This is a genomic window from Micromonospora sp. NPDC051543, from assembly GCF_044454415.1.
Taxonomy (GTDB): domain Bacteria; phylum Actinomycetota; class Actinomycetes; order Mycobacteriales; family Micromonosporaceae; genus Micromonospora.
In genome coordinates this window covers 67,305-93,620 of record NZ_JBITDT010000017.1, presented here as the reverse complement: position 1 = coordinate 93,620, position 26,316 = coordinate 67,305, and the positions used below count along the sequence as shown (strand labels likewise).

Here is a 26,316-nt window from a genome sequence, read left to right as displayed (position 1 = left end):
CCCCGCCCGGATCAGACACGTGCCGCGCCCAGTTCGGCGATCGCGGCGTCGAGCCGCTGCGCGTACGCCGGGCTGATCCCTCCCTCGCCGAGCCGGACGGCGACCTTCGCCCGCAGCCGCGCCACCGATGGTGCCAGCTCGTCCTGGCCGGAGCTGACGGCGACGAGCAGATTGCCCAGCGACTGGCGCAGGTCGAGGCCGACATCGCTACGGATCTCCCCGTCGCGTACCCCGGCGTCGACGAGCGCGTTGACGCGGATGCCAGCTTCGGCGAGGGTGCCCGGCCCGGCGGTGGACGCGGCGCTGGGCGGCGCTGACGACCTCGCCGGCGCCGGTTGGAACGGTTGGGTGGCGGGCGGATCGGTCGGCGGCCCGCTGGGTGCGGGCGTCGTCGGGCCGGCACTGGGCCGCGCCTGGCGACGAGGCTGGTCGTCGGGGAGCAGGGCCACCCCGGCCAGCGCCACGCCGACGGCCAGGACCACCGGGATCAGGAGCAGCGCCGGACGTCGGAACGACCGGCCGGGACCGTCGCCGGGCGATGTCAGCGGCCGGGCCACGTCGTCGACGCGTACCACCGTCACGACGCCCGCCCGCGCGGCCGGAGCGACGGTCGGCTGCGGCAACGAGCCCGACGGGGTCGGGACCGGCACCGCGATCGTGGCGTTCGGTGGGTCGGGCGTCAGCAGGTGGCCGCGCAGCACGGTGGCGACCTGCCGGGCCGTCGGTCGGTCGGCCGGGTCGCGGGCGAGGCTGCGCAGGCAGATCCGGGCGACCTCGGTGGGCAGCTCCGGCACGCCGGCCAGCGTCGGCGCGGGGCCGCCGGCGAGCGCGGCGCTGAGCTGTTCCCAGGTGTCCGCCGGGTACGGCACCCGCCCGGTCAACGCCTCGTACAGCAGCACGCCGAGCGAGTAGACGTCGGTGGCCGGCTGGGCGGGCGCGCCGTCGAGGCGTTCCGGGGCGACGTACGCCGGGGTGCCGAACGTGCCGCCGTCCTCGTCCTCGTCCGGTGCGCCGATCCGGGTGGCGATGCCGAAGTCGAGGACCTTCACCCCCATCGCCGTCATCATGACGTTGGCCGGGGTGATGTCCCGGTGCACGATGCCCAGCCGGTGCGCGGCGGCCAGAGCGTCGGCGACCTGGGCGCCCACCTCGACGGCCTCGGCCCACGGCAGCGGCCCCTCGGTGAGCCGTAGCTCCAACTCCTCGCCGCTCAGCAACTCCATCACGACGAACGAGGTGATGGAGCCGTCCGGGTCGACCGTCTCGCCGTAGTCGTGCACCGACGTCACGTGCGGGTGCACCAACTGGGCGGCGGCGCGCGCCTCCTCCCGCACCATGTCGCGGAACCGCGCGTCGGCGGCCAGCGAGGCGGCGAGCACCTTCAGCGCCACGAAGCGGTCGAGCACCTCGTCCCGCGCTCGCCAGATGACCGACATGCCGCCGGCACCGATCTGGTCGATGAGTCGGTACCTGCGGGCCAGCAAGCGGCCCGGATGCAATGCTGCCTTCACGGATCGCACCTGCCCTCGGGGTGGGAGCGGTATCAGGTTGCGCGAATGTGTCCACCCTGTCAACGCCGACGGTGAGGATCGTCGGCGGACGGTGGCTGGGGTGCGCCGACCGTCCGGTGGCGGCGGCCCGTGGGTGGGCGGCGGGCCCGTGCCAGGATGAGGACATGGCTGCGGGACCGGTGGCGTTCGTACTCGGCGGCGGCGGGGTGCTCGGCGCCGTCGAGGTGGGCATGCTGCGCGCCCTGTTCCGCGCCGGCATCCAGCCCGACATGGTGCTCGGCACGTCGATCGGCGCGGTCAACGGCGCGCTGGTCGCCGCCGACCCGTCCGAGGCGGTGACCGACCGGCTGGTCCGGCTCTGGGCGTCACCCGAGGCCAGCGAGGTGTACGGCGACTCGGTCGCCCGGCAACTGCGCCGCTTCGCCGCCCGTACCCATCTGCACTCGCCCCGGCCGCTGCGCCGGCTGCTCGAATCTGAGCTGGGCGTGGACACCACCTTCGCCGACCTGCGGGTGCCGTTCCGCTGCTGCGCCGCCCACATCGAGCGGGCCGCCGAGCACTGGTTCACCAGCGGCCCGGTCGTGCCGGCGGTGTTGGCGTCGGCGTCGGTGCCGGGCCTGCTCCCACCCACGGAGATCGACGGGGCGCACTACATCGACGGTGGCATCGTCAACTCCATCCCGATCGGCGAGGCGGTGGCCGCGGGCGCGAGTCAGGTCTTCGTCCTCCAGGTGGGCCGGATCGAACGGGAGCTGACGCCGCCCCGGCGGCCGTGGGAGATCGCGCAGGTGGCGTTCGAGATCTCCCGCCGGCACCGATTCTTCCGGGAGATGGCCGCGCTGCCCGAGGGCTTGGAGGTGCACGTCCTCCCGACCGGTGGGCTGAATCCGCGCGACGACACGCCGTGGGCGTACCGGGACATGGCGGCGGTGGGCCGCCGGATCAGCCGGGCGTACACCGCTTCCCGCCGCTACCTCGCCACCCACGTGGAACGCTGATGCCACTTCCTCCCAGGTGGTTGCGGCGGCTGCTGATCGCTCCCGGCGTGGTGCTGCTCGCGGTCGTCGTGGTGACCACGCTGCCGGTCTGGGCGTTGCTGGCCGCGGCTGCCTCGCCGCTGGTCCCGGGCCGGCTGCGTCCCCTGCGGGTGCTCTGGATCGGCTGTGTCTACCTGGTCTGGGACGCCGCCGCCCTGCTCGCCCTGTTCGTCCTCTGGCTCGCCTCCGGCTTCGGCTGGCGCAGCCGGTCGCCGGCCTTCCAGCGCGCGCACTACGTGCTGGCCGGCTGGTTCCTGCGGGTGCTGTTCTGGCAGGCCCGCTGGTCGCTGCGGCTGAGCATCGACGTGGTCGGCACCGACCCGGACACTGCCCTGCCCGGGCGGCCCGAGCTGGTGCTGTGCCGGCACGCCGGGCCGGGCGACTCGTTCATCCTGATCCACGGGCTGGTCAACTGGTTCAAGCGGGAGCCGCGGATCGTCCTCAAGGACAGCCTCCAGTGGGACCCGGCGATCGACGTGCTGCTCAACAGGTTGCCCAACCGGTTCATCGCGCCCACGGCGGAGCGTGGCGAGGAGACCGTACGCCAGGTCGGGCACCTGGCTACCGGCCTGGACGACAACGACGCGTTCGTGATCTTCCCGGAGGGCGGCAACTTCACCCCGAGGCGGCGACTGCGCGCCATCGCCCGGCTCCGCTCGCTCGGCCTGGAGCGCATGGCGAGGCGTGCCGAACGGATGCGCCACGTGCTCGCCCCGCAGCCCGGTGGGGTGCTCGCCGCGTTGGACGCCGCACCGGACGCCGGGGTCATCTTCGTCGCCCACACCGGTCTGGACCAGATGCTCACCATCGGCGACGTGTGGCGGGAACTGCCCATGGACAAGCGGATCGTGATGCGGTTCTGGTCGGTGCCGCCGGAGGAGGTGCCGACCGAGCGGCAGCAGCGCATCGACTGGCTCTTCGACTGGTGGGCGCAGATCGACACGTGGATCGCCGCCAACCGTGAGGTTGCCGCGTAGGGTGCGCTCGTGGACCAGATCTGCGTGGTGACGACGGTGGTGGATGCGCGTTCGGTCGCGGACGTGTTGGCGGCCGCGGCCGTCGCCGGGCGGCTCGCCGCCTGTGCCCAGGTCGGCGGTCAGGTGGACAGCACCTACTGGTGGCGTTCCGGGGTGGAGACCAGCACCGAGTGGTCCGTGCAGTTCAAGACCGCGCCAGACCGGTTGGCCGCGCTGGTGGACCAGATCCGGGCCAGCCACCCGTACGAGGTTCCGGAGATCCTCGTGTCGAGAGTGGAGAGCGGGAACCCTGCCTACGCGGCCTGGGTGCACGACCACACCCGCCCCTAGGTACGCCTACTCTGGGCCGTACCCCACCGGTTTCTCGATGATGACCGGGTGGACGACACCCGCTATCCCTGCCCCGCCTGCGGCGGCCCGGCCGACCTGAGCGCCGGTTGCGCCAGTTGCCACCGCCCACCGGACCCGACGGCGGCCGAGGTGGTCCGACTCGGCCGCGAGGTGGCTCGCCTCGAACCCGAGGTCGAGCGGGCCCGCCGGACGTACACCGAGTTGGCGGGTCTGCTGGCGACGACCTCGCGACGGCGCGCCGAGCTGGCCGCCGCCGTGCGGGCACAGCGGGCGGCGGGGACTCCGGTCGTGCCGGCGACGCCGCTCGCAGCGTCGACGCCAGCGGTGGCTACGCCGGCACCCGGCGTGGCGGAGACCTCGACGCGGACTGTCCAGGGGCTGCTGTTCGTCCTGGGTGGACTGCTGCTCGGCACGGCGGCGGTGGTCTTCACGGCGGTGGCCTGGGCGGCCGTGGGGGTCGGTGGCCGGGCGTTGATCCTGGCGGCGGTCACGGCCCTGGTCCTGGCCGTCCCGCTGCTGGTGGTCCGGCGGGGTCTACGGGGGACGGCGGAGACGTTCGCCGCGGTGGGCCTGCTGCTGGTGCTGCTCGACGGGTACGCCGCCTGGTCGGTGGACCTGGCCGGGGTGTCCGACTGGCCGGGCACCCGGTACGCCGCGCTGGTCGGGGTGGGCAGCGCGGTGGTCGCCGTCGCGTACGGGCGGCTCAGCGGGTTGGCCGGGCCCTGGTTCACCGCGCTGGTGGCGGCCCAGCCTGTGCTGCCGCTGCTCGCGGTGGAGGCCGAGGTCGGCGCGGACGGCTGGGCGCTGGTGTTGCTCGGGGTGGCCCTGCTCGACCTGGGGGTGCTGGTCGCGCTGCGCGACGGCGTGGCGGGCGCCCGGCTGGCCGGTCGGGTGCTCGCCGGGGTGGGTCACGTCGGCGCGCTGGTCGCCGCCGCCGCGTGTGCGCTGGTGCCGTTGCTGCTGGGGCGGGCGGCGGGTACGCCGTTGCTGGCCGGGGCGCCGTTGCTGCTGGTCGCGGTGACGGGGGTCGGCGCGGCGTGGCTGGTCGGCGGCGCGGCGCTGCGGGCGGTGGCCGCGGGGCTGCTGGTTCCGGTGCTCGCCGCCGCGCTGCTGCGCCCGGTGGGCGAGCTGCGTCCGTCGCTGCTGCTGCTCGCGGCGTCGACGGTGGCGCTCGTCCTAGCGGGGGCGGTGCGGTTGCTGCCCGCCGGTTGGCGTGCCGGGCCGCGAGCCGGCGCGCTGCTGGTCGCCGCCGGCACGGCGCAGATCACCGTACTGATCACCGGCGCGTTGGCGGTGGCCGCCGCCGCCCGGTCGCTGCCACCGTGGCACGGGGCCGGTTGGGGGCCGGACCTGAGGTGGGGTTGGCAGGTGGCGCCCGCCGTGGCACTGGCGCTGGCCGCGACCGTGTCGCTGCTGCCCCGACGCCTGTGGGCGGTGCTCGCCTCGGCCGGAGCGGTGGCGGTGCTGCTCGCCGTCCCGGTCGGCTGGACGGCGTCGTGGGCGACGGTGGTGGCCGTGGACCTGGTGGGTGGGTCCGTGCTGCTGCTCGCCGTGCTGGCCCGTCCGGCGACCCGAGCGGCGATCCTGCTCGGCTGGGCGTCCGGCGGCGCGGTCCTGCTCGGGCACGCCCTGCTGGTGGCGCTCGCCGATCCGGTCGGCGTGACGGTGGCGTTGGGCACCACGGGGGTGCTCGGGGTGGCCCTCGCGTCGCGGCGGGGGGTCGGGGCGTACCGCCGGGTGGCGGGTGTGGGTGTGGTGGTCGCGCAGCTCGCGCTGCCCGGCGTCGCCGCGACGGCGGTATTCGCGGCCGGTGCGCCGCCGTGGTGGCAGGCCCGGGCGGCCCTGGCCGCCGCCGGGCTCTCGCTGGTCGCGGCGCTCGCGGTGCGTCGCCGCCGGACCGACCTGCTCGGGTACGCGGTGACGGGCTCGGTGGTCGCCGCGCTGGCGGCCGGGGTCGCGCCGCTGTTGGCGGCGGGGGACGAGCCGGTCACGCTGTACGCCGCGCTGGCGGCGCTCGGTGTCGCGTTCGTCGTCCGTTGGGGCGGCCTGTCGACGACCGGTGACGAGCCGGTCGGGGCGGGGGAGCAGCCGTCGGTCGGGGGGCCGTCGGTGGTCGGCGCGTCGGGTGTGCTGGCGGCGGGTGCCGTGCTGGCGGGGGTCGCGGTGCTGGCCGCGTTGCCGGCGGTGTGGGGGGCGCTGTTCGCGCCGTACGGCATCCCCGGGCCGGTCTGGTCCGGCGCGCCGGCCGTCGTCGCCGACCGTGGGCTGCTCCCCGCCGGGCTGGCGCTCGGCACGCTGGCGGTGGCGGCGGTGCTGGCCGGATGGCGGGTACGCCCACCCGTGCTGGCCGCCGTGCCATTCGTCGGTGCCGCGCTGCCGGTGCTGCTCGTCGCGGTGGGCGCGCCCTGGCCGGTGCTGCCGGCGGCCACCCTGCTCGCCGGGGTGTCCGCGCTGCTGCTCGCCGCGCTGCTGACGCCCCGGTGGGCGCTCGCGTCGCTCGTCGCGCCGACGGGGGCGGTGCTGGCCGTGTCCGGGGTGACGGGGTTCCTGGCCACCCGTTCCGGCACGCTCGTGGCCGAGAGCGCGCTCGTCGTGGCGGCCGTGGTCATCGGCGTCGGGGCGCGGCTGGCCGGGGTACGCGTCGCCGGCAGCGTCGCGGCAGTGGGCGCGGCGTGCGCGTTGGCGGTGTCGGCGACGCTCGCCGGCGGGATGCCGGTGCGGGCGGCGGCGTACCCGCTGCTGGGGGTGGCCGTGCTGGTCCTCGCCGTTGCTGCCGCCGCGAGCGGCCGGCGGGTGGTCGTCGGCCGGGTGCTGGATGCCGCCGCGCAGGCGGTGGCGCTGGTGGCGGCGGTGCTCGCCGTCGAGTCGGCCCGGCATCTCGCGACCGTCTGCGTGCTGTGGGGGGTGGCCGTGGCGCTGCGGCTGCTGCGGCGGGGCGAGCCGGCCGGTCGACGGTGGCGGTTCGCGGCCGTCGCCGCCGGCAGCGAGCTGCTCGGGGCGTGGGTGCTGCTGGCGGCGGGCGGGGTGACCGTGCTGGAGGCGTACACCCTGCCGGCGGCGGCGCTCGCCGTCGGGGCAGGGCTGCTGGTGATGCGGACCCGGTCGGGGCTGACCAGCTGGCCGGCGCTCGGTCCGGGGCTGGTCGCGGCGCTGGTGCCGAGCCTGGTGTCGGTGCTGGCCGGGCCGGACCCACAGCCGTGGCGGCGGTTGCTGCTCGGGGCGGCGGCGCTGGGCGTCGTGCTGGCCGGCGCCCGCCGTCGCTGGCAGGCGCCGGTGCTGGTCGGGGGAGCGGTGCTGGCGGTCCTGGCGCTGCACGAGCTGGCCCGTGGCTGGGACCTGTTGCCCCGGTGGATCTACCTGGGCGTCGGCGGGCTGGCGTTGATCGGGTTGGCCGCGAGCTACGAGCGGCGGCGGCGTGACCTGGCCCGACTGCGCGCCGTGGTGGCCCGGCTGGGCTGAGTCGAGGTCGGGGGTAGGGCCCGCCCTACCCCCCGTACGGGGGTTCCCAGGGTTACTCAGCGCGACTTTTTTGGGCAGGGTTGACGGTAAGCCCGGACCGTCCGGTCCGATCCACATGAAGCGGGGAGCAGCGATGGCGCTCGGAGCGGTGGCGGAACGGCCCGCACGACGGCGGGGTAGTGACTACGCACAGTTGTCCCGACGGGTCAGTCAAGCCGGTCTGCTGGAGCGGCGGCCCGCCTCGTACGTGGCCCGGATCGTGCTCACCCTCGGCGCGTTCGTGGCCGGGTGGGTCGCCGTGGTCCTCGTCGGCGACTCCTGGTGGCAGGTGGCGCTGGCTGTCGTGCTGGCGGTGGCCACCACCCAGGTCGCGTTCCTGGGCCACGACGCGGGACACCGCCAGATGTTCCGTCGTCGCCTTCCCAGCGAGCTGGTCGGGTTGGTCGCCGGCAACGCGGCGGTCGGGCTCAGCTACGGCTGGTGGGTCGACAAGCACAACCGGCACCACGCCAACCCGAACCACGAGGACGAGGACCCGGACGTCGGCGCGGGCGCCCTGGTGTGGACGTACGAGCAGGCACTCGGCACCCGAGGGTTCGGTCGCTGGCTGGCGCGGCGGCAGGCGTACCTGTTCTTTCCGATGCTGCTGTTGGAGGGTCTGAACCTGCACGCGGCGAGCATCCGGGCGATCGTCGGCCGGGGGCCGGACGGCCGGTACGCCACCCCGATGCGGCACCGCGCGGTCGAGGCGGCGCTGCTCCTGGTGCACACCGTCGGCTACGTGGCGCTGCTGCTGGCGGTCATGTCGCCGGGTAAGGCGCTGCTCTTCGCCGCCGTGCACCAGGCGCTGTGGGGCCTCTACATGGGCTGCGCGTTCGCGCCGAACCACAAGGGCATGCCGATGCCGACCGCCGAGGACGAGTTGGACTTCCTGCGCAAGCAGGTGCTGACCTCACGCAACGTGCGGGGCAGCCGGCTGGTCGACACCGCGCTGGGCGGGCTCAACTACCAGATCGAGCACCACCTGTTTCCGAACATGCCCCGGGCCAACCTGCGCCGGGCGCAGCCGATCGTGCGCGCCTACTGCGCCGAGCAGGGCATCTCGTACGCGGAGACGGGTCTGGTGGAGTCGTACCGGCAGGCGCTCGCTCACCTGCACGAGGTGGGCCGGCCGTTGCGCGGCTGACGCGTCCCGCTGTGCTGTCCACCGGTGGCGTGTCCGACCCGGCGGACGCGCCACCGGTAGGGTCTGCTCATGGCAGACCTGCTCACCGCGGACGCGGTGCGGAAAGAGCTGGGCGGGTTGTCCGACTGGTCGGGCGACCCGACCGGCATCGGCCGTACCGCCCAGCTCGGCAGTTTCCCGGACGCCATCGCGGTGGTGGACCGGGTGGCGGCGGTGGCCGAGGAACTCGACCACCATCCCGACATCGACATCCGATGGCGGACCCTGACCTTCCGCTGTGTCACGCACTCGGCCGGCGGGGTGACCCACCGGGACATCGAGCTGGCCAGGCGGATTGACGACATCGTCCGGAGCGCGGCATGAGATTTGAGATCAGCAAGGTGCTCGACGCCATCGAGGGGCGGGTCTGCACGGATCCGTCGCTGGTCCGGGCGGTGCTCGACCTGGCCGAGATTATCCGCTACCAAGACATCGACGGCGGTCGGCCGGCGAGCCTGCTGCGCCTCGGCATGGTCATCGACGCGCTCTCCCGCGAACTGGAGGAGGACAGCGTCCAGGTGTACGCGGTGGTGCACCGCGCGCTGCTCTCCGACGCCGACCTGACGTCCAACGAGCGGATGGTGGTCCGCCGTTGGGCGGACGACGGGCTGGTCGAGGTGCTCGACAATCCCGGTGACCGGATGCTGGAGGTGGCGGACCTGCTGGGCGTGCCGGTGCTCACCCGGGTTCGTTTCGACGGGCTGCGTGGACGGTTCCCGTGGCTGGTCGAGCAGCCGGGTCGGGTGGTCGCCCCGGTGCCGGGCGCGGGTGGTCCGGTGTTCATCGCGCACGTCGGCGGCGGGCACGCCCCGGTCGCCGGTAAGCGCTCGCCCACCGGGGCGAAGCTGCTGGCCCGTGAGTGGCGGTGCCCGGAGTCGGGGTGCGCGCTGTTCGGCGGCGGTGGTGGGGGTGGCGCGTTCGCCGACCTCGCCGGTGGCGCGGACCGCAGTCCGGCCGCGCAGCCGCCGCCCTCGCTGCGCAACGGCGTACCGACCTGTCCCCGGCACGGCGCGCGGCTCGGTGACGTGGGCCCGCGTCCGCGTACGGAGGTGCTCGCGGTACGCGTCGGCGGCCTGGTCCGGCGGCGGTTCGTGCTCAGCGAGGAGCAGCCGGTGGTGGCCGGCCGGGCACCCGAGCAGGAGGGCGGGATCATGCTCGGGCAGTGGCTCAACGACGAGGCCCGGCGGTGGATCAGCCGTGGTCACGTCCACTTCGAGCTGCGGGTCGGCGAGGTCATCGTGACCGACATCAGCACCAACGGCTCGGGCATCCGACCGGCCGGGTCGATGGCCGAGTCGGACCGGATTCCGCTGGCCCCGCAGCAGTCCCGGGTGCTGGGCGAGAACGACATGATCGAGCTGTACCCCGGCGTGCAGATCGGCCGCGCCGAGGAGTTGCCCACCGGCGCCCCGTTCACCCCCACCTCGGTAATGGCCGAGGCCCCCACCATGGCGATGCGCCTACCCCGCCCCTGACGGCCCCGTGCCGCCGGCCCACGCCCACCCCGGTTGATCATGAAGTTATCGCCACGACACGCCGAGGTGGCGGGCAATAACTTCATGATCAACGCGGGGCGGCGGTGTTACGCGGCCAGGACCTCGGTGAGGACCTTGATGGCCTGGTCGATCTCCTCTTCGGTGATGACCAGGGGCGGGGCTAGCCGGATGGTGGACCCGTGGGTGTCCTTGGCGAGGATGCCGCGCTCCATCAGGCGCTCGCACGCCTCGCGTCCGCTCATCAGCGCCGGGTCGATGTCCAGACCGGCCCACAGGCCCCGGACGCGGACGCCGACGAGGCCCTTGCCGACCAGTCCCTCCAGGCCGGCCCGCAGCCGCTCGCCCAGCTCGGCCGAGCGGCGCTGGAACTCGCCCGTCGCCAGCAGCCGTACGACCTCGGTGGCGACCGCGCAGGCCAGGGGGTTGCCGCCGAAGGTGGAGCCGTGCTGGCCGGGCTTGAGCACGCCCAGCACGTCGGTGTTCGCGGCCACCGCGGAGACCGGCACGATGCCGCCGCCGAGCGCCTTGCCCAGCAGGTACATGTCGGGCACGACGCCCTCGTGGTCGCAGGCGAAGGTCCGGCCGGTACGCCCCAGACCCGACTGGATCTCGTCGGCGATGAACAGCACGTTCCGTTCGGTGCAGACCTGGCGTACGCCCGGCAGGTAACCCTCCGGCGGCACCACCACGCCCTGCTCACCCTGGATCGGCTCCAGCAGCACGGCGACGGTGTTCTCGTCGATCGCGGCGGCGAGGGCGTCCAGGTCGCCGTACGGCACGACCGTGAACCCCGGGGTGTACGGCCCGAAGTCGGCGCGGGCGTCCTCGTCGGTGGAGAAGCTGACGATGGTGGTCGTCCGGCCGTGGAAGTTGCCCTCGGCCACCACGATGTTCGCCTGACCGGCCGGTACGCCCTTGACCTGGTAACCCCACTTGCGGGCCACCTTGATCCCGGTCTCCACGGCCTCGGCGCCGGTGTTCATCGGGAGCACGAGGTCCTTGCCGCACAGCTCGGCCAGCTCCCGGCAGAAGTCGGCGAACTGGTCGTGGATGAACGCGCGGCTGGTCAGCGTCAGCCGGTCGAGTTGGGCGTGCGCGGCGGCGATGAGCTGCGGGTGCCGGTGGCCGAAGTTCAGCGCCGAGTAGCCGGCCAGGCAGTCCAGGTAGCGCTTGCCGTCCACGTCGGTGAGCCACGCGCCTTCGGCCGACGAGATCACCACCGGCAGCGGGTGGTAGTTGTGCGCCGTCCAGCGCTCGGCGTCCCGGACCGCTCCCGGCGTCCGCAGCTTGTCGTCCACGATCACTTGCTTGCCTTTCCCTGACGGAGTCGCAGCGTGCAGCACTTCGGTCCGCCGCCGGCCTTACGCAGCTCGGACAGGTCGACACCGATGGTCTCGTAACCCCGGTCGCGCAGCTTGGCGGCCAGGTCGGTGGCCTGCGCCGGCAGCACGACGTGCCGTCCGTCGCTGACCGCGTTCAGGCCCAGCACCTCGGCGTCGGCCATGGTGGCGTGCACGGCGTCGGGGAAGAGCCGGCGCAGCACGGCCTGGCTGCCGGGGGAGAAGGCCTCCGGCAGGTACGCCACGGTCCGCTCGTCGAGGACGGTCAGCGCGGTGTCCAGGTGGTAGAAGCGCGGGTCGACGAGCTGCATGGTGATCACCGGGTAGCCGAAGACCTCCTGCAACTGGGCGTGCGCGGCGTGGGCGGTCCGGAAGCCGGTGCCGGCCAGCAGGTGGTCGCCGGCCAGCAGGACGTCGCCCTCACCCTCGTTGACGTGCTTCGGGTCGTACATCTCGAAGCCGGCGGCCTCGAACCAGGCCCGGTAGGCCGGCGCCTCGTCGGCGCGTTGCGGGTCGCGGAACTGCACGGCCATGGCCTTGCCGTCGATCACGGTGCCGCCGTTGGCGGCGAAGACCATGTCGGGCAGGCCGGGCACCGGAGTGATCTCCTCGACGGTGTGGCCCAGGTCAAGGTACGTCTGGCGAAGCTGCTCCCACTGGCGGACAGCCAGCGCGGGGTCGACCGGCGCGCTCGGGTCCATCCAGGGGTTGATGGCGTAGTCGACGGCGAAGTACGTCGGCCGGCACATCAAGAGGCGCTGGCTGGTGGCGTCCATCGTCATTGTCCTGCTCCCAGGGGTCGGGCGCGCCCGGCCACCGTGGCCCACGGGCTGGCGCCGTTGCTCAACGTTATGCGGCGTCGGCGAAAGGATCCACCACCGAGAGTTGCGCAGACCGAACATTCGTTGCGTCTGGGCGCACCTGGGGAGGGATTCGTTGCGTGGGTAAGCCGGTGGGGGCTGGTTCGTGCTCTGGGTCACCCGGTCGAGTCCGGGGTGCGGGTGGTGGGTGCGCACCCTTTGCTCTGCTTCCACGGGCGCAACACCTGGCGTCCGGTAATCGGACGCACGGTGTTGCGTGGGGGGAAGTGCGAATGAACTCCGGACACACTTCAGGGGCGGCGAATCGCCGCCCCTGAAAGGGTGTCGCCCTGCTGGTGAACCACCGTCGGGCTGCCGGCGAACCGCCGGCTCTTCGCCGGTGCACCACCGGCGAGCGGAACAGTGCCCGCTAGAAACGATCCACAAACTGTGAGTCAAGCCACTCACGGAGGCGCTGCACCCAGTCGCCGTCCGTGGTCGGCCAGACGAACTGACCGGTCATCGCCAGCACGCCGACGACCACGGCCGCCAGGCCGATGAGGATGCCGAACAGCGCGTCGGTCTTGCCGGCGACGTGCCGGCGGCGGGTCGCCATCAGGCCCAGCACCGACAGCACCGCGCCGAACGCGCCGAGCCCGATGCCGTACCCGGCCAGGGTGCCGCTCAGCACGAACAGCGCGCCGACGACGGAGACGATCAGGCCGAGGGTGGCGAGCAGGCTGGCCCGCGGCTTCGGGCCGCGCGTCACCGGCTCCGGCTCGGTGTCGCGAGCGGGGGTCGTGTCGACCGGACTGTCGGTCACGTCGGGCCGCCGGGTCGTCGTCCGGTCGAGGTCCGTGTCGCGCTCCGACCGTCGAGTCGTACCGTCGAGGTCCTTGTCGCGCTCGATGGTCGGGACGGCGGCGGTGCCCGTCTTCGCGGCGAGCGGCCGGGCCTCGCCCTCCGTCGTGCGAGCGGTGTCGGTCTCGGCCGGCCGGGCGGTGGCGGCGCGGGCCACGGCCGCGCGCTCCGCGGCCCGCCGCTCGGCCTCGCCGGTGCGCCCGGTCTGCCCGGTGGTCGCCGCGGTCTCGTCGGTCGCCGTCTTGCTGCGGTACGTCGTCTGCTCGGCATCCCGATCGGTGACGACCGGTTGACCGCTCGTGGTGTCGGTCCGGCCCGTCTCGGTGACCGGGGTGTCGCGGCCGTCGACGCGGCCGTCAAGGTTCTCGTCCCGCGTCGGCGTCTGCTCGGACCGCCGGGACAACGAAGGAATCCTGACCACTACACACCTCCTGATGAATGCGTGGTGGCCGAGGTTTCGCATGGCACCCACGCGGTACATCACGGAGATACCCAGATGCTCGATTTCCGACACTCACCCCAACAGGCGCCGGGTCGCCGTCCCGACGACCCAGCGCCCGTGGTGCGTTCGCGTCGGGTCAGGCGGGCACCGTCCACTTCTGGTTGGCGCCACCGGTGCAGGTCCAGATCTGGGTGGGGGTGGCATTGGCCGAGGTGTTGTTCAGTACGTCCAGACACTTGTTCGCGCTTGCGCTCACCAGGTCACGAGCGGCCGTCGCGGTCCAGCGTTGGTTGAGGCTCCCGGTGCAGGACCAGATCTGCACCCGCGCGCCGTCGGCCGTGGCGTTGTCCCGGACATCCAGGCATTTGCCCAGTGCCCGTACCGTGCTGTCGCTGCCGATCGTCCACTGTTGTGCCGCGCTGCCGTTGCAGTCGTACAACTGGACGGCCGTGCCGTCGGCGCTGTTGGCCGCCGCCACGTCCAGGCACTTGCCCCCGAGGCCGACGATCGCGCCGGTCCGGCCACCGCCTCCGCCGCCGGACTGGGTGCCCGACCAGGTGAACGTCGCCGTGGTCCGGGCCGGCATCGAGTACGTGAACGACTGCCCGCCCCAGACCACCTTGATCGACTGGGCGCTGGTGCCGCCGTTGTGGGCGATCAGGGCCTTGGATCCGTTCGGGTTGACGTACGCCACGTTCTGCACCGTGCCGTTGGCGGTCGAGTCGATCCGATATGCCCCGGGCTGGACGAACTTCGTCAGGTGCCCGGTCGTGTAGTACTCGATCGTGTAGTCGACCTGGCCGGCTCGGGAGCCGCCTTCCTGCACCGTGACCAGACCGGTGCAGGTGGCGCAGCCGCCGTTGTGCGGGCCCATCGACTGGTTGAGGGCGAGACCCCACTTGACCAGACTGCCGCTCCAGTTCCGGGCGTAGTTCACGATGTCGGCCAGGTCCTCGTTGTGCTGGTTGCCGATCCAGGTGCCGCCGGAGTGCTCGGTGCTGAACTGGCGCACCGCCGGGTACTGGTTGTGCACCTGGGTGCCGACCGCCGGGTCGCCGAAGTAGCCGTGCCAGGCGATGCCACCGAAGAGCGGGTCGTTGCGGACGCCGGTGTCGGCCAGCAGCACCGCGCCGAAGTTCGGGTTGTCGCCGTAGTTCCAGTCGTGCACCAGCACCTTGGTGCTGAGACCGGCGGCGCGCAGCGCGGGGTAGAGGTGGTTCTTGGTGAGTTCGACCAGCCCGGAACCGTTCCAGCTCATGCCCGGGTAGGTCATCGCCGTCGGGTTGGCCGCCTGGCAGCAGTTCGGCTCGTTCTGCACCGAGAGGTAGTTCACCGGGATGCCCGCGGCCTGGTACGCCTGCACGTACTTGACCAGGTACTGGGCGTACATCGGGTAGTACTCGGCCTTGAGCCAACCCATCTGGTCCATCCGGCCGTTGTCCTTCATCCAGCCCGGCGCGCTCCATGGCACGCCCATCACCCGCAGCGCCGGGTTGAGTGCCCGGGCCTGCGCGGTCAACAGGCGGACGTTCGTGTCGTAGCCGTTGGTGTTGAAGTCGTTGAGGTCGCAGCAGGTGTCGTCGAGGGAGACGTTGCCGGGTCGGGAAAGGTCCGAGGCGCCGATGGGATTGCGGACGAAGGAGAGCCCGATGCCGTCGGTCGGGGAGAAGAGTTTGCTCATCACGGTGTCGCGGGTGGTGGCGCTGATGGCGCCACCCCGGAAGAGGTACGCCGTGCTGTCGGTGATCGACGCGCCCCCGCCCTCGAACTGCTGGTAGCGGGTGTTCTCGTTGACCGTGATCGTGTGTGTCGCACCGCCGCTGCTCGCGGCGAAGGCGATCGGGGTCTGCTGCGCGAGGCCCCGGCTGACCTGGCGGCCACCCGAGTCAGAGGTAGTGGTCAGCCAGATGTTGACCTGTTCGCCGGCGGCTGCGGCGGGAGTCGGCAGCCCGAACGCGGCGGTGGCCGTCGCGGTGCAGATCGCGAGCAGGGCCGCCGGGACGGCTCGGCGTCGGGGCCGCTGACGGTCACTTGACGGCAGGGGTACGGGGGAGACGGGCATTGAAGGTCTTCCTCTCGCGCGGCGGTGTGGTCGGTGCCGGCCGGCGTGCTTAACAGTTAATATTCCTTAGTAATAGAAGTCAATAGATACCTCTGGACCGCTGGCCCCCGACGCGCTCGGCGTACCTACGCGGGCTGGCTATCCTTGGCACCCGTGCCAGAGGGACATACGATCCACCGCCTGGCGGCCCGGCACGCCGAGCTGTTCGCCGGTGACAAGCTGCACGCCGCCAGCCCACAGGGCCGCTTCGCCGACGGCGCCGCGCGGCTCTCCGGCACCGTCCTGGACAGCACCGAGGCGTACGGAAAGCATCTGCTGCACCACTTCGCCGACGAGGTGACCCTGCACGTGCACCTCGGGCTGTACGGCAGGTTCACCGACGGTTCCGGAACACCCCCCGAGCCCGTCGGCCAGGTGCGGCTGCGGCTGGCCAGTGACCGGCACTGGTTGGATCTGCGCGGTCCGACCGCGTGCGAACTGCTCACCCCGCCCGAGGTCGACGCCCTGCGGGCCCGCCTCGGTCCGGATCCGCTGCGCGCCGACGCCGACCCCGAGCGGGCGTACGCCCGGATCTCCCGCAGCCCGACGCCCCTCGCGGCGCTGCTGCTCGACCAGTCGGTGGTGGCCGGCACGGGGTTGATCTTCGTGACCGAGGCGCTGTTCCGGGCCGGGCTGCCGCCCACGATGCCCGGTCGGACGCTGGCCCGGGCCGGCTGGGACGCCCTCTGGGTCGGCCTGGTCGCGTTGATGCGGCTCGCCCTGGAACACGGTCGGATCGACACCGTCCGCGACGCCCACCTGCCCGAGGCGATGGGTCGGCCGGCGCGCGTCGACCGCCACGGCGGCGAGGTGTACGTCTACCGCCGCGCCGGCGCGCCCTGCCACATCTGCGGCACCGAGGTCAGTCGCGGCGAACTGGTCGGCCGCAACCTCTACTGGTGCCGTACCTGCCAGGCCGGCTGACCTCCGGCGTCAGTCGCCGCCGAGCAGCCAGCGGACCACCTCGACCTGGTGCGCGAAGACGACCTGGTCGGCGATGCTCCAGGCCAGGCAGTGGCCGATGGTCCAGCCCCGGACCCGGTCGACGTCCAGCCCGAGGTCGGTGCCGAGCCGGTCGAGCCGGTGCCGGACGGCGGCCGGCGAGTGACCCAGCTCCGGACCGCGTACGAGGGGCACCACCGAGAACTCCCGCTCGCCGATCAGCGGCTTGGGATCGATCGCCAGCCAGGGGGCGCGCTCGGCGGCGAGCACGTTGCCGGCGTGCAGGTCCTGGTTGACGAGCACCTGCTCGCCCTGGCTCGCCGACAGGTCGACCAGCAGGGCGAGCGCCGCGTCGAGGAGCCGGCGCTCGTACGGCCGGCCGGCCCGTTCCCAACTGCGCGGCATCCGGTCGAGCCAGCCGGCCGCCTCCTCGGCGAGCGGGGTGAACGGTGCGCCGGCCGGTCGCCAGAGCCGGGGCAGCAGGTCGACCGCCGCGTCCAGCGCCCGGTCCATCGGCAGCTCGTGCAGGGGCGTACCGGGTCGACGGCGCTCCACCAGCAGCGCGCGTCGTTCGGGGTCGTGGGCGAGCAGCCGGATCGCGCCGTCGCCGGCCCAGTGGCCGAGCGCGTGGGCCTCGTACCGGCTGTCCTCGTCCGGGAACTGGACCTTGAGCACCGCCGCCGTACCGTCGGGCAGATCGGCGGGGAGCGCCAGCGAGGCGTACGCGTACCGGAACGGCGCACCGAGCCGCAGCGACCACCGCTCGGCACACTCCGCCACCAGCGTCGGCAGCGCGGTGAGCCAGGCCCGGCCCATCGCTGACGCTCGTACCCAACCAAGCCCCTCGGGCAGTTCCATCCCGCCATCGTGCCCGCGTCCAGGGCGGCTGGCACCCCGGGTGGACACCGGATCGGACATCCGGGAGCCTGTCCTGATGCGACCGGGGCCGTTCTTGCGGGAAAGCCTGCTGCGCGCCGGAATGCGCGATGTCGTCGCCGTCGAGCCGGCGGCGGGCGGGCTCGCGGCGCTCGCGGGCATCGCCACCCGTCGGGACGCGCCGTCGGTGTTCGTCAAGGCGTTCGCCGAGCCGCCGGCCGACGACGTCTTCCCCGCCGAGGCCGACGGGTTGGCAGCGCTGCGCGACCTGGGCGGCGTGCCGACGCCCGAGGTGCTCCTCGCGGACCGGGACGTGCTGGTGCTGTCGCTGCTGCGGCCGAGGCCGAGCAGCGAGGCGTTCTGGGAGCGATTCGCGCATCTGTTGGCCCACCTGCACCTGAGCACGACCCATCCGCGCTTCGGTTGGTACCGGGACAACTGGCTCGGGCGTCGACGACAGGTCAACACCTGGAACGACGACGGGTTCGCGTTCTTCGCGCAGCACCGGCTGCTCCGGTGGCTCGGCGAGCCCCGTGTCGACGCCGCGCTCGACCGGCAGGACCGGGCGGCGCTGGAACGGCTCTGCTCGCGGCTGCCCGAGTTGCTGCCGGCCCGGCCCGCGTGCCTCACGCACGGTGACCTGTGGGCGCAGAACGTCCTGGCCACGCCGGACGGGGAGCCGGCGCTGATCGACCCGGCGGTGTCCTACCTGTGGGCCGAGGTCGACCTCGCCCACGTCTGGACGACGTCGCCCCCGCCCGAGGCGCGGCGGTTCTTCGACCTCTATGCCGAGCTGACGTCGCTCGACGACGATTGGCAGGCCCGGATGCCGATCGTCCAATTGCGACAGCACCTCGCGGTGCTGGCCCAGTTCGACGACGATTGGGGCGCGGGCGACCAGATCCGCGCCACGCTCGCCCCGTTCCGCAGCAGGACGTGACCCGGGAGGCCATGTGACACCCGATGACGAGAAGTTCCTCCGCCGCGCCGTGGAGATCGCCAGCCAGGCCGGTGCGTCCGGCGAACGGCCGTTCGGCTCGTTGCTGGTCGACGCGGACGGCGTCGTCCTCGTCGAGGATCACAACACCGTGGTCTCGGATTCGGACATCACCGCCCACCCGGAGCTGAAGTTGGCCCGCTGGGCCGCCCGGGAGCTGTCCGCCGAGGTGGCCGCCGGCACCACCATGTTCACAAGTTGCCAGCCCTGCCCGATGTGCGCGACGGCGATCGACCGCTCCGGCCTCGGCCGGGTCGTGTACGCGCTCTCCAGCGAGCAGTTCGAGGAGGTCAAGCCGGCCACCCCGCCGCTGCCTCCGGTTCGCTACGAGGGGCCGGCGCTGTTCGAGGAGGCGCGTCGACCGATCGACGACCACTACTAGCACGGGACGCGAATTGACAGTGAGCCGGCGGTCGGAGCAGGGTTGAGGGGTGACAACGATGTCAACGGGCAAACGGGATGATGTTCCTCATGATCCTTGTTGCGCCGCGTCCCCTTCGGTCGACCAGCTCCGGGCGTACCGTTAGCGGGTTTGCCGGCGCGGACCCGGTCCGTCCGCCGATCCTTGCCGTATGCCCCTTCGCTCCTCGACGGTGACCAGCTGAGATGACCGACGCGCCCCGCTTCGACGCCGAACCGACCCCTGCCCCGGCAGGGGTGCCCGACCTGCCCGACCTGGACGGGTTCCTCGCCGACCAGACCCGCACGCTGCTCGACACGGCCCGCCGCTCGGTCCGATCCGAGGGTGGCTTCTGGTGGCTGACCGACGACCGCACCCCGGACCGGGGCGAGGCCGTCTACACCTGGATCACCTGCCGGATGACCCACGTGGCCGCGCTCGCCCACCGCAACGGCGACCCGGACGCCGCCGCCATCGTCGACCACGGCCTCGCCGCGCTCGACACGCTGCTGCGCGACGACCGGTACGGCGGCTGGTTCAACGCTGTCGACCAGCAGGGCACGCCGATCGACGAGCGCAAGGCCGGGTACGACCACGCGTTCGTGCTGCTCGCCGCGTCGAGCGCCGCCCGGGCCGGACGACCCGGCGCGGACCGGCTGCTCGCGGACGCGCTCAGCGTGGTCCTGGACCGGTTCTGGGACGACGAGGCGGGCGCGGTCCGCGAGTCGTGGAACCGGGACTGGACGGTCACCGAGGACTACCGGGGCGCGAACAGCAGCATGCACATGGTCGAGGCGTTCCTCGCCGCTGCCGCCGCCACCGGCGACACGAGCTGGACCGACCGGGCGCTGAGGATCGCCAACCACCTGGTGCACACCGAGGCCGCCCGGCACGACTGGCGGCTGCCCGAGCACTTCACGACCGACTGGACGCCGTTGCTCGACTACAACCGCGACCAGCCCGCCGACCCCTTCCGGCCGTACGGCTCGACGATGGGCCACTGGCTGGAATGGGCCCGTCTGCTGCTCGAACTGGAAGCCGTCCTGCCGCAGCCGCCAGGCTGGCTGCTCGCCGACGCCCGTACCCTCTTCGCCGCCGCCCTGCGACGTGGCTGGGCGGTCGACGGCGCGGACGGCTTCGTCTACACGATCGACTGGGACGACCGGCCCGTGGTCCGCTCCCGGATGCACTGGGTGCTGGCCGAGGCCATCGGCGCGGCGGTCACCCTGCACCGCCGCACCGGGGACGCCGTCTACGCCGACTGGTACCGGGTCTTCTGGGCGTACGCGCGCCGCTACCTGATCGACGGCACCGGCTGGCGGCACGAGCTGGACGCGCGGAACCTGCCCGCCGACACGGTCTGGCACGGCCGACCCGACGTGTACCACGCGTACCAGGCGGTGCTGCTGTCCCGCTCGGCCGACGGCCTCGGTGGCCCCGGCCCGCTCGCCCCGGGCACGGTGACCGCATGATCGTCGTGGCGGGGGAGGCCCTCATCGACCTGGTGGTCACCGCCGACGGGCAGCGGGCGGTCCCGGGCGGGTCGCCGGCGAACGTGGCGGTCACCCTGGCCCGGCTCGACCAGCCGGTACGGCTGCTGGCCCGCCTCGGCTCCGACGAGTACGGCCGGCAGATCGCCGACTACCTGGCGGCCAACCAGGTGGACCTGCGCTGGGCCGTCCACGCGTCCGAGCCCACCTCGGTGGCGGTCGCCACCCTGGACGCCACCGGCCAGGCGAGCTACGAGTTCCGGCTCGACGGCGCGGCGGACTGGCAGTGGACGCCGCAGGAACTACCCGACCTCGCCGACTCCTCGGCGACGGCCCTGCACAGCGGGTCGCTCGCCCTCGCGCTCGCCCCCGGGGCGCAGGCGCTGGAAGGGCTGCTCGCCCGCGAACGCGACCGCGGCGGGCTCACCCTCTCGATCGACCTCAACCTGCGCCCGAGCATCGTCACGGACCGGGCCGCCGAGCAGGAGCGGGTACGCCGGCAGGTGCCCCTCGCGCACCTGGTCAAGGCCAGCGACGAGGATCTGGCCTGGCTCTACCCGGACCGGTCGATCGCCGACGTGATGGCCGAGTGGCGCGAGGCCGGAGTGTCCTGCGCGGTGGTGACCCGCGGTGGTGAGGGCGTGTGGCTGCTCGCCCCGAACGGGGTGCTGCACGAGCAGCCGGCCGTACGCACCACGGTGGTGGACACCGTCGGAGCGGGCGACTCGTTCACCGGTGGCCTGCTCGCCGCACTGGCCGACATCGACGCGCTCGGCGCCCGGCCGGCCGAACGGCTCGCCGCCGTCACCGAGCAGCAGTGGACGACGGTGCTGCGCCAAGCGGCGACCGTGGCGGCCCTGACCTGCGCCCGCCGAGGCGCCAACCCCCCAACCCAGGCCGAAGTCAAAGCCCTCCTGGCAGCCCAGCACTAACCCCCCCGCCCCCGCGCCCGCCCCGGTCCACACGAGGATCTCCGCGATCTTGCACTTTCTGTCCCGACAAAACACCTGGACCCGCGCAAAACGGCGACAGAAACTGCAAGATCGGCGCGGACCGGGCGCGGGGCTCGGCGCGGGCCGGGCGCGGGGCTCGGCGGGGTTAGGGGAGGCCTCGGGGTAGGAGGCGGGTGGGGAGGACTGTCGTCGACGGTGGGGAGTCGTCGCCGGCGATCCGCTCGAAGAGGCGCTCGGTGGCCACCCGGGCCAGTTCGCGTGTGTCGTAGGCGACGACGGTCAGCGGTCGGGGCATCAGGTGGGCCAGTTCGAAGTCGTCGAAGCCGACCAGCGCTGCGTCGCTGCCGCGGCGGTGCAACTCCTGCAACGCGCCGACCGTCAGCCGGTTGTTGCCGCAGAAGAAGGCGGTGGGCGGGTTCGGGGAGTCGAGCAGCGCGCCGACCGCCCGCCCGGCGTCCTCGGGGGCGATCAGGCGGTCGCGGACCAGGGACTCGTCCGACTCGATGCCGGCTGCCATCAGGGCCGTACGCGCGCCGACCAGCCGCTCGCGCATGGTGGGCACGCTGGGCGCGCCGAGCAGAAGTGCCACCCGTCGGTGCCCCTCGTCGAGCAGGGCCTCGACCCCGGCTCGGCCGCCACCGGAGTTGTCCAGCAGCACGGTGTCGGCGAGCAGCCCCTGCGGTGGCCGGTCCAGGAAGACCACCGGCATGCCCAGCTCGACCTCGCGGCGCAGGAACGAATGGTCCGGGCCGGCCGGTACGACCAGCAGCCCGTCGACGCGGCGCTGGGTGAAGTCCTGCAGGACGGCGCGTTCGCGCTCCGGATCCTCCTCGGAGGAGGCGGTGATCAGCATCGTGCCGTGTGCGGCGGCGATCTCAGCGGCCACGCTCGCGATCGTGGCGTAGAACGGGTTGGCGATCTCCTCGATCAACAGCCCGACGGTGGCGTTGAGCTGCCGCGAGCGCAGGTTGCGCGCGATGTCGTTGCGCCGGAAGCCCAACTCGGTGATGGCGGCCAGCACCCGGCCGAGCAGCTCCTGACCCACCGGCTCGTCGTTGACCACCCGGGAGACCGTCTTCAGGCTCACTCCGGCGTGCCGGGCGACGTCGACCATGGTCGGTCGTCGGCGCGCGGCGGGCCTGGTCGGGGTCTGGGTCACGGGGTGGACCTCCACGGCGGGCGCGGGTCAGCGATCGAGAGCGGCGAGCGCGTCGACCGCCTTGCGGGCGGCGATCAGCACCGGATCCCAGACCGGCGCGTACGGCGGAGCGTAGCCCAGGTCCAGTGCGGTCATGTCGTCCACGGTCATGCCGTTCCACAACGCGACGGCCAGAGTGTCGATCCGCTTGGCCGCCTCGGACCACCCGACGATCTGCGCGCCGAGCAGACGGCCGCTGGGTCGTTCGGCGATCAACTTGACGGTCATCGGCCGGGCGCCCGGGTAGTAGCCGGCCCGGTTGGTCGATTCGGCGATCACCGAGACGAAGTCGAAGCCGGCCGCTGAGGCGTCCCGCTCCCGCAGGCCCGTGCGACCGACCTCCAGTTCGCAGACCTTGGTCACGGCCGTGCCGATCACGCCGGTGAAGGTGGCGTACCCGCCGCCGATGTTGATGCCGGCCACCCGGCCCTGCTTGTTGGCGTGGGTGCCCAACGGGATGTAGACCGGCATCCCGCTGACCCGGTGCAGGGTCTCCACGCAGTCGCCGGCCGCCCAGATTCCGGGGAAGCCGGGGACCCGCATGCGCCGGTCCACCCGGATCGCGCCGGTCGGCCCGAGTGGCAGCCCGGCGGCCTCCGCGAGCGCGACGTTGGGGCGTACGCCCAGGCCCAGGACCACGACGTCGGTCGGGATCGGCCCCTCGGCGGTGACCACGGCGGACACCCGGCCGTCCCGCTGGTCGAGGCCGGTGACCGGCAGGCCGGCGCGGATGGTGACGCCGAGGCCACGCATGGCCTCGGCGACGAGTTCGGCCATGTCGGCGTCGACCGTCGACATGGGTTGCGCGGCCTGCTCGACGAGCGTGACGGAGAGGCCGCGTTGGATCATCGCCTCGGCCATCTCGACGCCGATGTAGCCGCCGCCGACCACCACCGCCCGGCGTGGCTTCGGTTCGGCGTCCAGCCAGTCGCGCAGCGCCGCGCCGTCGTCGAGGGTCTGCACCCCGAACACGCCGGCGACGTCCGACTGCGCCCACGGGGGCTTGGTCGGTGTCGCGCCGGTGGCGTACATCAGCTCGTCGAAGCTTTCGGAGACCTCGCCGCCGTGGTCCAGGTCCCGGGCGACCACCTGGCGCCGTTCGAGGTCGATGGCCGTCACCTCGTGGCGCATCCGCACGTCGATGTCGAACTTCGTGCGGAACGTCTCCGGGTCGCGGGCGATCAGATGCTCCGGGCCGGGCACCAGCCCCGAGATCCAGTAGGGGATGCCGCAGGCCGAGTAGGAGGTGAAGTGGCCCCGCTCGAAGACCACGATCTCCAGGTCGTCCCGGTCGCGGCGGCGGCGTGCCTGGGACGCCGCCGACATGCCGGCGGCGTCCCCGCCGATGACGATCAATCGTTGCGCCACAGGATCATCCTGTCACGCGGCGCTCAGCCGCGGGTCTGTCGCGCCACGTCCTGCACGACGTCGACGAGCCGTCCGGTGCGGGCGTACACGGCGCGCTGCCGGGCCGCGCCGGTGCCGTGGCGGCGCAGCCCGCCCAGCAGGTCGGACACCTCGGCCCAGTCGCCGTGCCGCTCCAGCGCCGGCCGTAGCCGTTCCACGAACCGGTCCAACAGCTCCCAGGCGGGCTTCGGCTCGCCGGTGGTGACGTCGACGCCCTCGCCCTCCAGGCCGTCGTGGGCGGCCCGCCAGTGCGCGCCGACCAGCAGGTGGTGGTCGGTCCGCAGCGCGGGGCGGCCGGCCTCGACGTCGTCCATGGCGGTGGCCACGAGAGCGCGGACCAGCGCGGCGACCAGCACCGCGTCGTCCACGGTCGGGCAGACGTCGCCGATCCGCAGCTCGACGGTCGGGTACTTCGCCGACAGCCGGGCGTACCAGTAGAGCATCCCCTCGTCCAGCATCACCCCGCTGGAGATCAACTGGCGGATGAGCCGCTGGTAGTGCTCGGGGGACTCCAGGAAGGGCGTCGGCGCGACCGACGGCCAGCGCTCCCACTCCACCGACCGCCAGCTCGCGTAGCCGGTGTCCTCGCCACGGGAGAACGGCGAGTTGGTGGTGACGGCCTGCAGCGTCGGCAGCCACGGCCGGACGTGGTTGAGCACCTGCACGCCGGTCTCCGGGTCGGGGACGCCCACGTGCACGTGCATGCCGTTGTTGCCGGGACCGGGTACGAGCAGCCGGAACCGTTCGATCATCCGGTCGAAGCGGGGCTTGTCGACGACCGGCGGCACCGGGCCGTCCACCGGGCCGGTGCCGATGGCCAGCAGCCGTACGCCGGCCCGCTCGGCCGCGTCGGCAAGGGCCTTACGGAGTACGCCGAGGGAGTGCCGGATCGAGGACAGCTCCAGACCGGGCGGCGAGCCGATCTCGATCTGGCTGGTCTGGAACTCGCGCTCTACCTGACCACGTAGCTCCGCCGGGACCTGCTCCAGCACGAGGTCGACGGCGGGCACCGCAGCGCCGGTGTGTGGGTCGACGAGCAGGAACTCCTCCTCGACGCCAACGGTGAGCGCATCGGTCCCCGCGGTCGTCCCGTGCGCCTCCGCCACCTGCCCCGTCATCGCGCACCACCGTCCGTTCTGCCGCTCGCGGTCCGTCCGCGCCGGTCGGACGTGTGGTTACCCACGGTGGTAACGCCCGGAAACGTGGTGACGGCACGGCGTTCCCGGCGTGTCGGCCGGACCGTCGGCGATCCGGCCGGGGGACGTGACACCGGGTTCTATGCTGAGCCCGTGCCGGTGCTGCTGGGATTTCTCTGGGCCACGTGGATGTCCGCGTTCGCCCAGCTCGGCATGCTCGCCGATCGTCCGGCCGACCTGCTCGCCGGGGCCGCGCTGACCGCCCTGGTCCTCGTCGCCGCGCTGCTCGCCGCGCGCCCGCTCGGCCCGTCCCGCGCACCCGGTGTCGCCCGACGCTGGGCCGGGCTTCGCGCCCGGGCCCGCAGCCGCCGGACACCCCGCCAGATCGATCCGGACGCCGCCGGACGACCCCGCCCCCGCGCACCCGGACGCCCCCGCGCCGCGTAGCGACACCTCGCCGCGCGGCCGATCCCACCGTCATCGGTCCTACGCGCCGTCCACGACGGCTCCAGGACCCACCGGAATCGGACCGAGGGGTTTCCCATGCTCGCCTTCGCACCACTTTCCACCGTCGTCGGCGTCGCCGGCAGCGCGTTGTCCTGGCTCACCGATCTGCTCGAACCGCTGGCCGACGGCACGGCGACCGTCGCCGCCATCGTGCTGCTCACCGTCGCCGTCCGGCTGCTGATCACCCCGCTGACCGTCGCGCAGGTCCGCGGAGAGCGACGCCGCGCGGCGCTCGCCCCGCAGGTCCGCGAGCTACAGCAGCGGTACGCCGACGACCCGGCGACCCTCCAGCGCGAGGTGTTCGCGCTGTACCGCTCGGCCGGCGCGAATCCGGTCGCCGGCTGCCTGCCGCTGCTGATCCAGGCGCCGTTCCTGCTGGTCCTGTACCGGCTGTTCGCCACCGACGAGGGTGGCACGGGACTGCTCGACGAGCGGCTGGCCGGCGTACCGCTGGGTCACCACCTCAGCGACGGGTTGGCCGGCGCGGCCGGACCGCTCTTCGCCGGCCTGCTGGTCCTGCTGCTGGCGCTGGCCTGGTGGTCGTCACGCCGGGCGCGGCGTGCGTCGGCGGCGGTCGGCACGGTGGCCGGTACGCCCACCGAGGGGCCGGGGGCGGCCACCCTCGGTCGGCTGCTGCCCCTGCTGCCGTTCACGACCGTGGTGGTGGCGCTGGTGCTGCCGCTCGCCGCGGTGATCTACCTGGTGACGACGACGGCCTGGTCGGCGCTGGAGCAGGTGGTGCTGCGCCGGCCGCAGGCAGCGCCGGCACCCGCCGTGGGGCATCAGGTGCCCTGATCACGGCGAGGACGC

Annotated in this window: 23 protein-coding genes; 14 read left to right on the top strand and 9 right to left on the bottom strand. The window is 73.2% G+C overall.

Annotated elements, in window-relative coordinates:
• Positions 1–11 precede the first annotated feature (11 nt).
• A complete protein-coding gene (locus ACIA3K_RS26520; protein ID WP_396804368.1) occupies positions 12–1,511 on the bottom strand; it encodes a protein kinase in 1,500 nt (499 codons plus the stop codon).
• Positions 1,512–1,675: 164 nt separating this feature from the next.
• Between ACIA3K_RS26520 and ACIA3K_RS26515 the strand changes: the two genes are divergently transcribed.
• The 7 genes from ACIA3K_RS26515 to ACIA3K_RS26485 all read left to right on the top strand — a co-directional run bounded on the left by ACIA3K_RS26515 (position 1,676) and on the right by ACIA3K_RS26485 (position 10,035).
• A complete protein-coding gene (locus tag ACIA3K_RS26515; protein ID WP_396804367.1) occupies positions 1,676–2,509 on the top strand; it encodes a patatin-like phospholipase family protein in 834 nt (277 codons plus the stop codon).
• Entirely contained in the window at positions 2,509–3,525 is a 1,017-nt protein-coding gene (locus ACIA3K_RS26510; protein ID WP_396804366.1) for a 1-acyl-sn-glycerol-3-phosphate acyltransferase, read from the top strand. The genes ACIA3K_RS26515 and ACIA3K_RS26510 overlap by 1 nt, the downstream gene beginning before the upstream one ends.
• A gap of 9 nt (positions 3,526–3,534) precedes the next feature.
• Positions 3,535–3,855, top strand: a complete 321-nt coding sequence (gene cutA, locus ACIA3K_RS26505; RefSeq protein ID WP_396804365.1) for a divalent-cation tolerance protein CutA — start codon at positions 3,535–3,537, stop codon at positions 3,853–3,855.
• 48 nt (positions 3,856–3,903) lie between these two features.
• On the top strand, positions 3,904–7,335 hold the full coding sequence (locus tag ACIA3K_RS26500; protein WP_396804364.1) for an SCO7613 C-terminal domain-containing membrane protein: 3,432 nt from the start codon (positions 3,904–3,906) through the stop codon (positions 7,333–7,335).
• A gap of 133 nt (positions 7,336–7,468) precedes the next feature.
• Entirely contained in the window at positions 7,469–8,521 is a 1,053-nt protein-coding gene (locus tag ACIA3K_RS26495) for a fatty acid desaturase family protein (protein ID WP_396804363.1), read from the top strand.
• Between the two features lie 69 nt (positions 8,522–8,590).
• Positions 8,591–8,884 (top strand): 4a-hydroxytetrahydrobiopterin dehydratase, encoded by a 294-nt coding sequence (locus ACIA3K_RS26490; RefSeq protein WP_396804362.1) that lies wholly within the window; start codon positions 8,591–8,593, stop codon positions 8,882–8,884.
• Positions 8,881–10,035, top strand: coding sequence for an FHA domain-containing protein (locus ACIA3K_RS26485; RefSeq protein WP_396804361.1), 1,155 nt, complete (start codon positions 8,881–8,883; stop codon positions 10,033–10,035). Before ACIA3K_RS26490 ends, ACIA3K_RS26485 begins: the two co-directional genes overlap by 4 nt.
• 107 nt (positions 10,036–10,142) lie before the next feature.
• Here the strand turns inward: ACIA3K_RS26485 and rocD are convergent, their stop codons facing one another.
• The 4 genes from rocD to ACIA3K_RS26465 all read right to left on the bottom strand — a co-directional run bounded on the left by rocD (position 10,143) and on the right by ACIA3K_RS26465 (position 15,561).
• The gene (rocD, locus tag ACIA3K_RS26480) at positions 10,143–11,357 is read right to left on the bottom strand and encodes an ornithine--oxo-acid transaminase (protein WP_396804410.1); all 1,215 of its coding nucleotides are present in this window, start codon (positions 11,355–11,357) and stop codon (positions 10,143–10,145) included.
• Positions 11,357–12,172, bottom strand: coding sequence for a dimethylargininase (ddaH, locus tag ACIA3K_RS26475; RefSeq protein WP_396804409.1), 816 nt, complete (start codon positions 12,170–12,172; stop codon positions 11,357–11,359). Before ddaH ends, rocD begins: the two co-directional genes overlap by 1 nt.
• A gap of 454 nt (positions 12,173–12,626) precedes the next feature.
• Positions 12,627–13,460, bottom strand: coding sequence for a thrombospondin (locus ACIA3K_RS26470; RefSeq protein WP_396804360.1), 834 nt, complete (start codon positions 13,458–13,460; stop codon positions 12,627–12,629).
• Positions 13,461–13,635: 175 nt separating this feature from the next.
• On the bottom strand, positions 13,636–15,561 hold the full coding sequence (locus ACIA3K_RS26465; RefSeq protein ID WP_396804359.1) for a lectin: 1,926 nt from the start codon (positions 15,559–15,561) through the stop codon (positions 13,636–13,638).
• Positions 15,562–15,714: 153 nt separating this feature from the next.
• Between ACIA3K_RS26465 and ACIA3K_RS26460 the strand changes: the two genes are divergently transcribed.
• Positions 15,715–16,524 carry an Fpg/Nei family DNA glycosylase gene (locus ACIA3K_RS26460; protein ID WP_396804358.1) on the top strand — a complete coding sequence of 270 codons (810 nt, stop codon included), beginning with the start codon at positions 15,715–15,717 and terminating at the stop codon, positions 16,522–16,524.
• Between the two features lie 9 nt (positions 16,525–16,533).
• Here the strand turns inward: ACIA3K_RS26460 and ACIA3K_RS26455 are convergent, their stop codons facing one another.
• Positions 16,534–17,400, bottom strand: a complete 867-nt coding sequence (locus tag ACIA3K_RS26455) for an aminoglycoside phosphotransferase family protein (protein WP_396804357.1) — start codon at positions 17,398–17,400, stop codon at positions 16,534–16,536.
• Positions 17,401–17,476: 76 nt separating this feature from the next.
• Here ACIA3K_RS26455 and ACIA3K_RS26450 point away from each other — a divergent pair, with 76 nt between their 5' ends.
• The 4 genes from ACIA3K_RS26450 to ACIA3K_RS26435 all read left to right on the top strand — a co-directional run bounded on the left by ACIA3K_RS26450 (position 17,477) and on the right by ACIA3K_RS26435 (position 21,237).
• Positions 17,477–18,358, top strand: a complete 882-nt coding sequence (locus ACIA3K_RS26450; RefSeq protein ID WP_396804356.1) for a fructosamine kinase family protein — start codon at positions 17,477–17,479, stop codon at positions 18,356–18,358.
• Positions 18,359–18,371: 13 nt separating this feature from the next.
• Positions 18,372–18,797, top strand: coding sequence for a nucleoside deaminase (locus ACIA3K_RS26445; protein WP_396804355.1), 426 nt, complete (start codon positions 18,372–18,374; stop codon positions 18,795–18,797).
• A 224-nt stretch (positions 18,798–19,021) separates the two neighbouring features.
• Positions 19,022–20,287: an AGE family epimerase/isomerase gene (locus ACIA3K_RS26440; protein ID WP_396804354.1), complete on the top strand. Its 1,266-nt coding sequence runs from the start codon at positions 19,022–19,024 to the stop codon at positions 20,285–20,287.
• Positions 20,284–21,237: a carbohydrate kinase gene (locus tag ACIA3K_RS26435; protein WP_396804353.1), complete on the top strand. Its 954-nt coding sequence runs from the start codon at positions 20,284–20,286 to the stop codon at positions 21,235–21,237. The genes ACIA3K_RS26440 and ACIA3K_RS26435 overlap by 4 nt, the downstream gene beginning before the upstream one ends.
• Positions 21,238–21,403: 166 nt before the next feature.
• Here ACIA3K_RS26435 and ACIA3K_RS26430 read toward each other — a convergent pair whose 3' ends face one another.
• From ACIA3K_RS26430 to ACIA3K_RS26420, 3 genes are all read right to left on the bottom strand, one after another.
• Positions 21,404–22,372: a LacI family DNA-binding transcriptional regulator gene (locus ACIA3K_RS26430; protein ID WP_396804408.1), complete on the bottom strand. Its 969-nt coding sequence runs from the start codon at positions 22,370–22,372 to the stop codon at positions 21,404–21,406.
• Positions 22,373–22,444: 72 nt separating this feature from the next.
• Positions 22,445–23,824 carry an FAD-dependent oxidoreductase gene (locus tag ACIA3K_RS26425; protein WP_396804352.1) on the bottom strand — a complete coding sequence of 460 codons (1,380 nt, stop codon included), beginning with the start codon at positions 23,822–23,824 and terminating at the stop codon, positions 22,445–22,447.
• A 23-nt stretch (positions 23,825–23,847) separates the two neighbouring features.
• Positions 23,848–24,981, bottom strand: a complete 1,134-nt coding sequence (locus tag ACIA3K_RS26420; protein ID WP_396804351.1) for a glutamate--cysteine ligase — start codon at positions 24,979–24,981, stop codon at positions 23,848–23,850.
• A 171-nt stretch (positions 24,982–25,152) separates the two neighbouring features.
• Here ACIA3K_RS26420 and ACIA3K_RS26415 point away from each other — a divergent pair, with 171 nt between their 5' ends.
• Complete coding sequence (locus ACIA3K_RS26415; protein WP_357133867.1) at positions 25,153–25,446, top strand: DUF6412 domain-containing protein; 294 nt, start codon at positions 25,153–25,155, stop codon at positions 25,444–25,446.
• Between the two features lie 96 nt (positions 25,447–25,542).
• A complete protein-coding gene (locus ACIA3K_RS26410) occupies positions 25,543–26,301 on the top strand; it encodes a YidC/Oxa1 family membrane protein insertase (protein ID WP_396804350.1) in 759 nt (252 codons plus the stop codon).
• Positions 26,302–26,316 lie beyond the last annotated feature (15 nt).

Coding starts and splice junctions, on each gene's coding strand:
- ACIA3K_RS26515 (WP_396804367.1), top strand. CDS start 1,676: ATGGCTGCGGGACCGGTGGCGTTCGTACTCGGCGGCGGCGGGGTGCTC.
- ACIA3K_RS26510 (WP_396804366.1), top strand. CDS start 2,509: ATGCCACTTCCTCCCAGGTGGTTGCGGCGGCTGCTGATCGCTCCCGGC.
- ACIA3K_RS26495 (WP_396804363.1), top strand. CDS start 7,469: ATGGCGCTCGGAGCGGTGGCGGAACGGCCCGCACGACGGCGGGGTAGT.
- ACIA3K_RS26490 (WP_396804362.1), top strand. CDS start 8,591: ATGGCAGACCTGCTCACCGCGGACGCGGTGCGGAAAGAGCTGGGCGGG.
- ACIA3K_RS26485 (WP_396804361.1), top strand. CDS start 8,881: ATGAGATTTGAGATCAGCAAGGTGCTCGACGCCATCGAGGGGCGGGTC.
- ddaH (WP_396804409.1), bottom strand. CDS start 12,172: ATGGACGCCACCAGCCAGCGCCTCTTGATGTGCCGGCCGACGTACTTC.
- ACIA3K_RS26465 (WP_396804359.1), bottom strand. CDS start 15,561: ATGCCCGTCTCCCCCGTACCCCTGCCGTCAAGTGACCGTCAGCGGCCC.
- ACIA3K_RS26455 (WP_396804357.1), bottom strand. CDS start 17,400: ATGGAACTGCCCGAGGGGCTTGGTTGGGTACGAGCGTCAGCGATGGGC.
- ACIA3K_RS26450 (WP_396804356.1), top strand. CDS start 17,477: ATGCGACCGGGGCCGTTCTTGCGGGAAAGCCTGCTGCGCGCCGGAATG.
- ACIA3K_RS26440 (WP_396804354.1), top strand. CDS start 19,022: ATGACCGACGCGCCCCGCTTCGACGCCGAACCGACCCCTGCCCCGGCA.
- ACIA3K_RS26435 (WP_396804353.1), top strand. CDS start 20,284: ATGATCGTCGTGGCGGGGGAGGCCCTCATCGACCTGGTGGTCACCGCC.
- ACIA3K_RS26430 (WP_396804408.1), bottom strand. CDS start 22,372: ATGGTCGACGTCGCCCGGCACGCCGGAGTGAGCCTGAAGACGGTCTCC.
- ACIA3K_RS26420 (WP_396804351.1), bottom strand. CDS start 24,981: ATGACGGGGCAGGTGGCGGAGGCGCACGGGACGACCGCGGGGACCGAT.
- ACIA3K_RS26410 (WP_396804350.1), top strand. CDS start 25,543: ATGCTCGCCTTCGCACCACTTTCCACCGTCGTCGGCGTCGCCGGCAGC.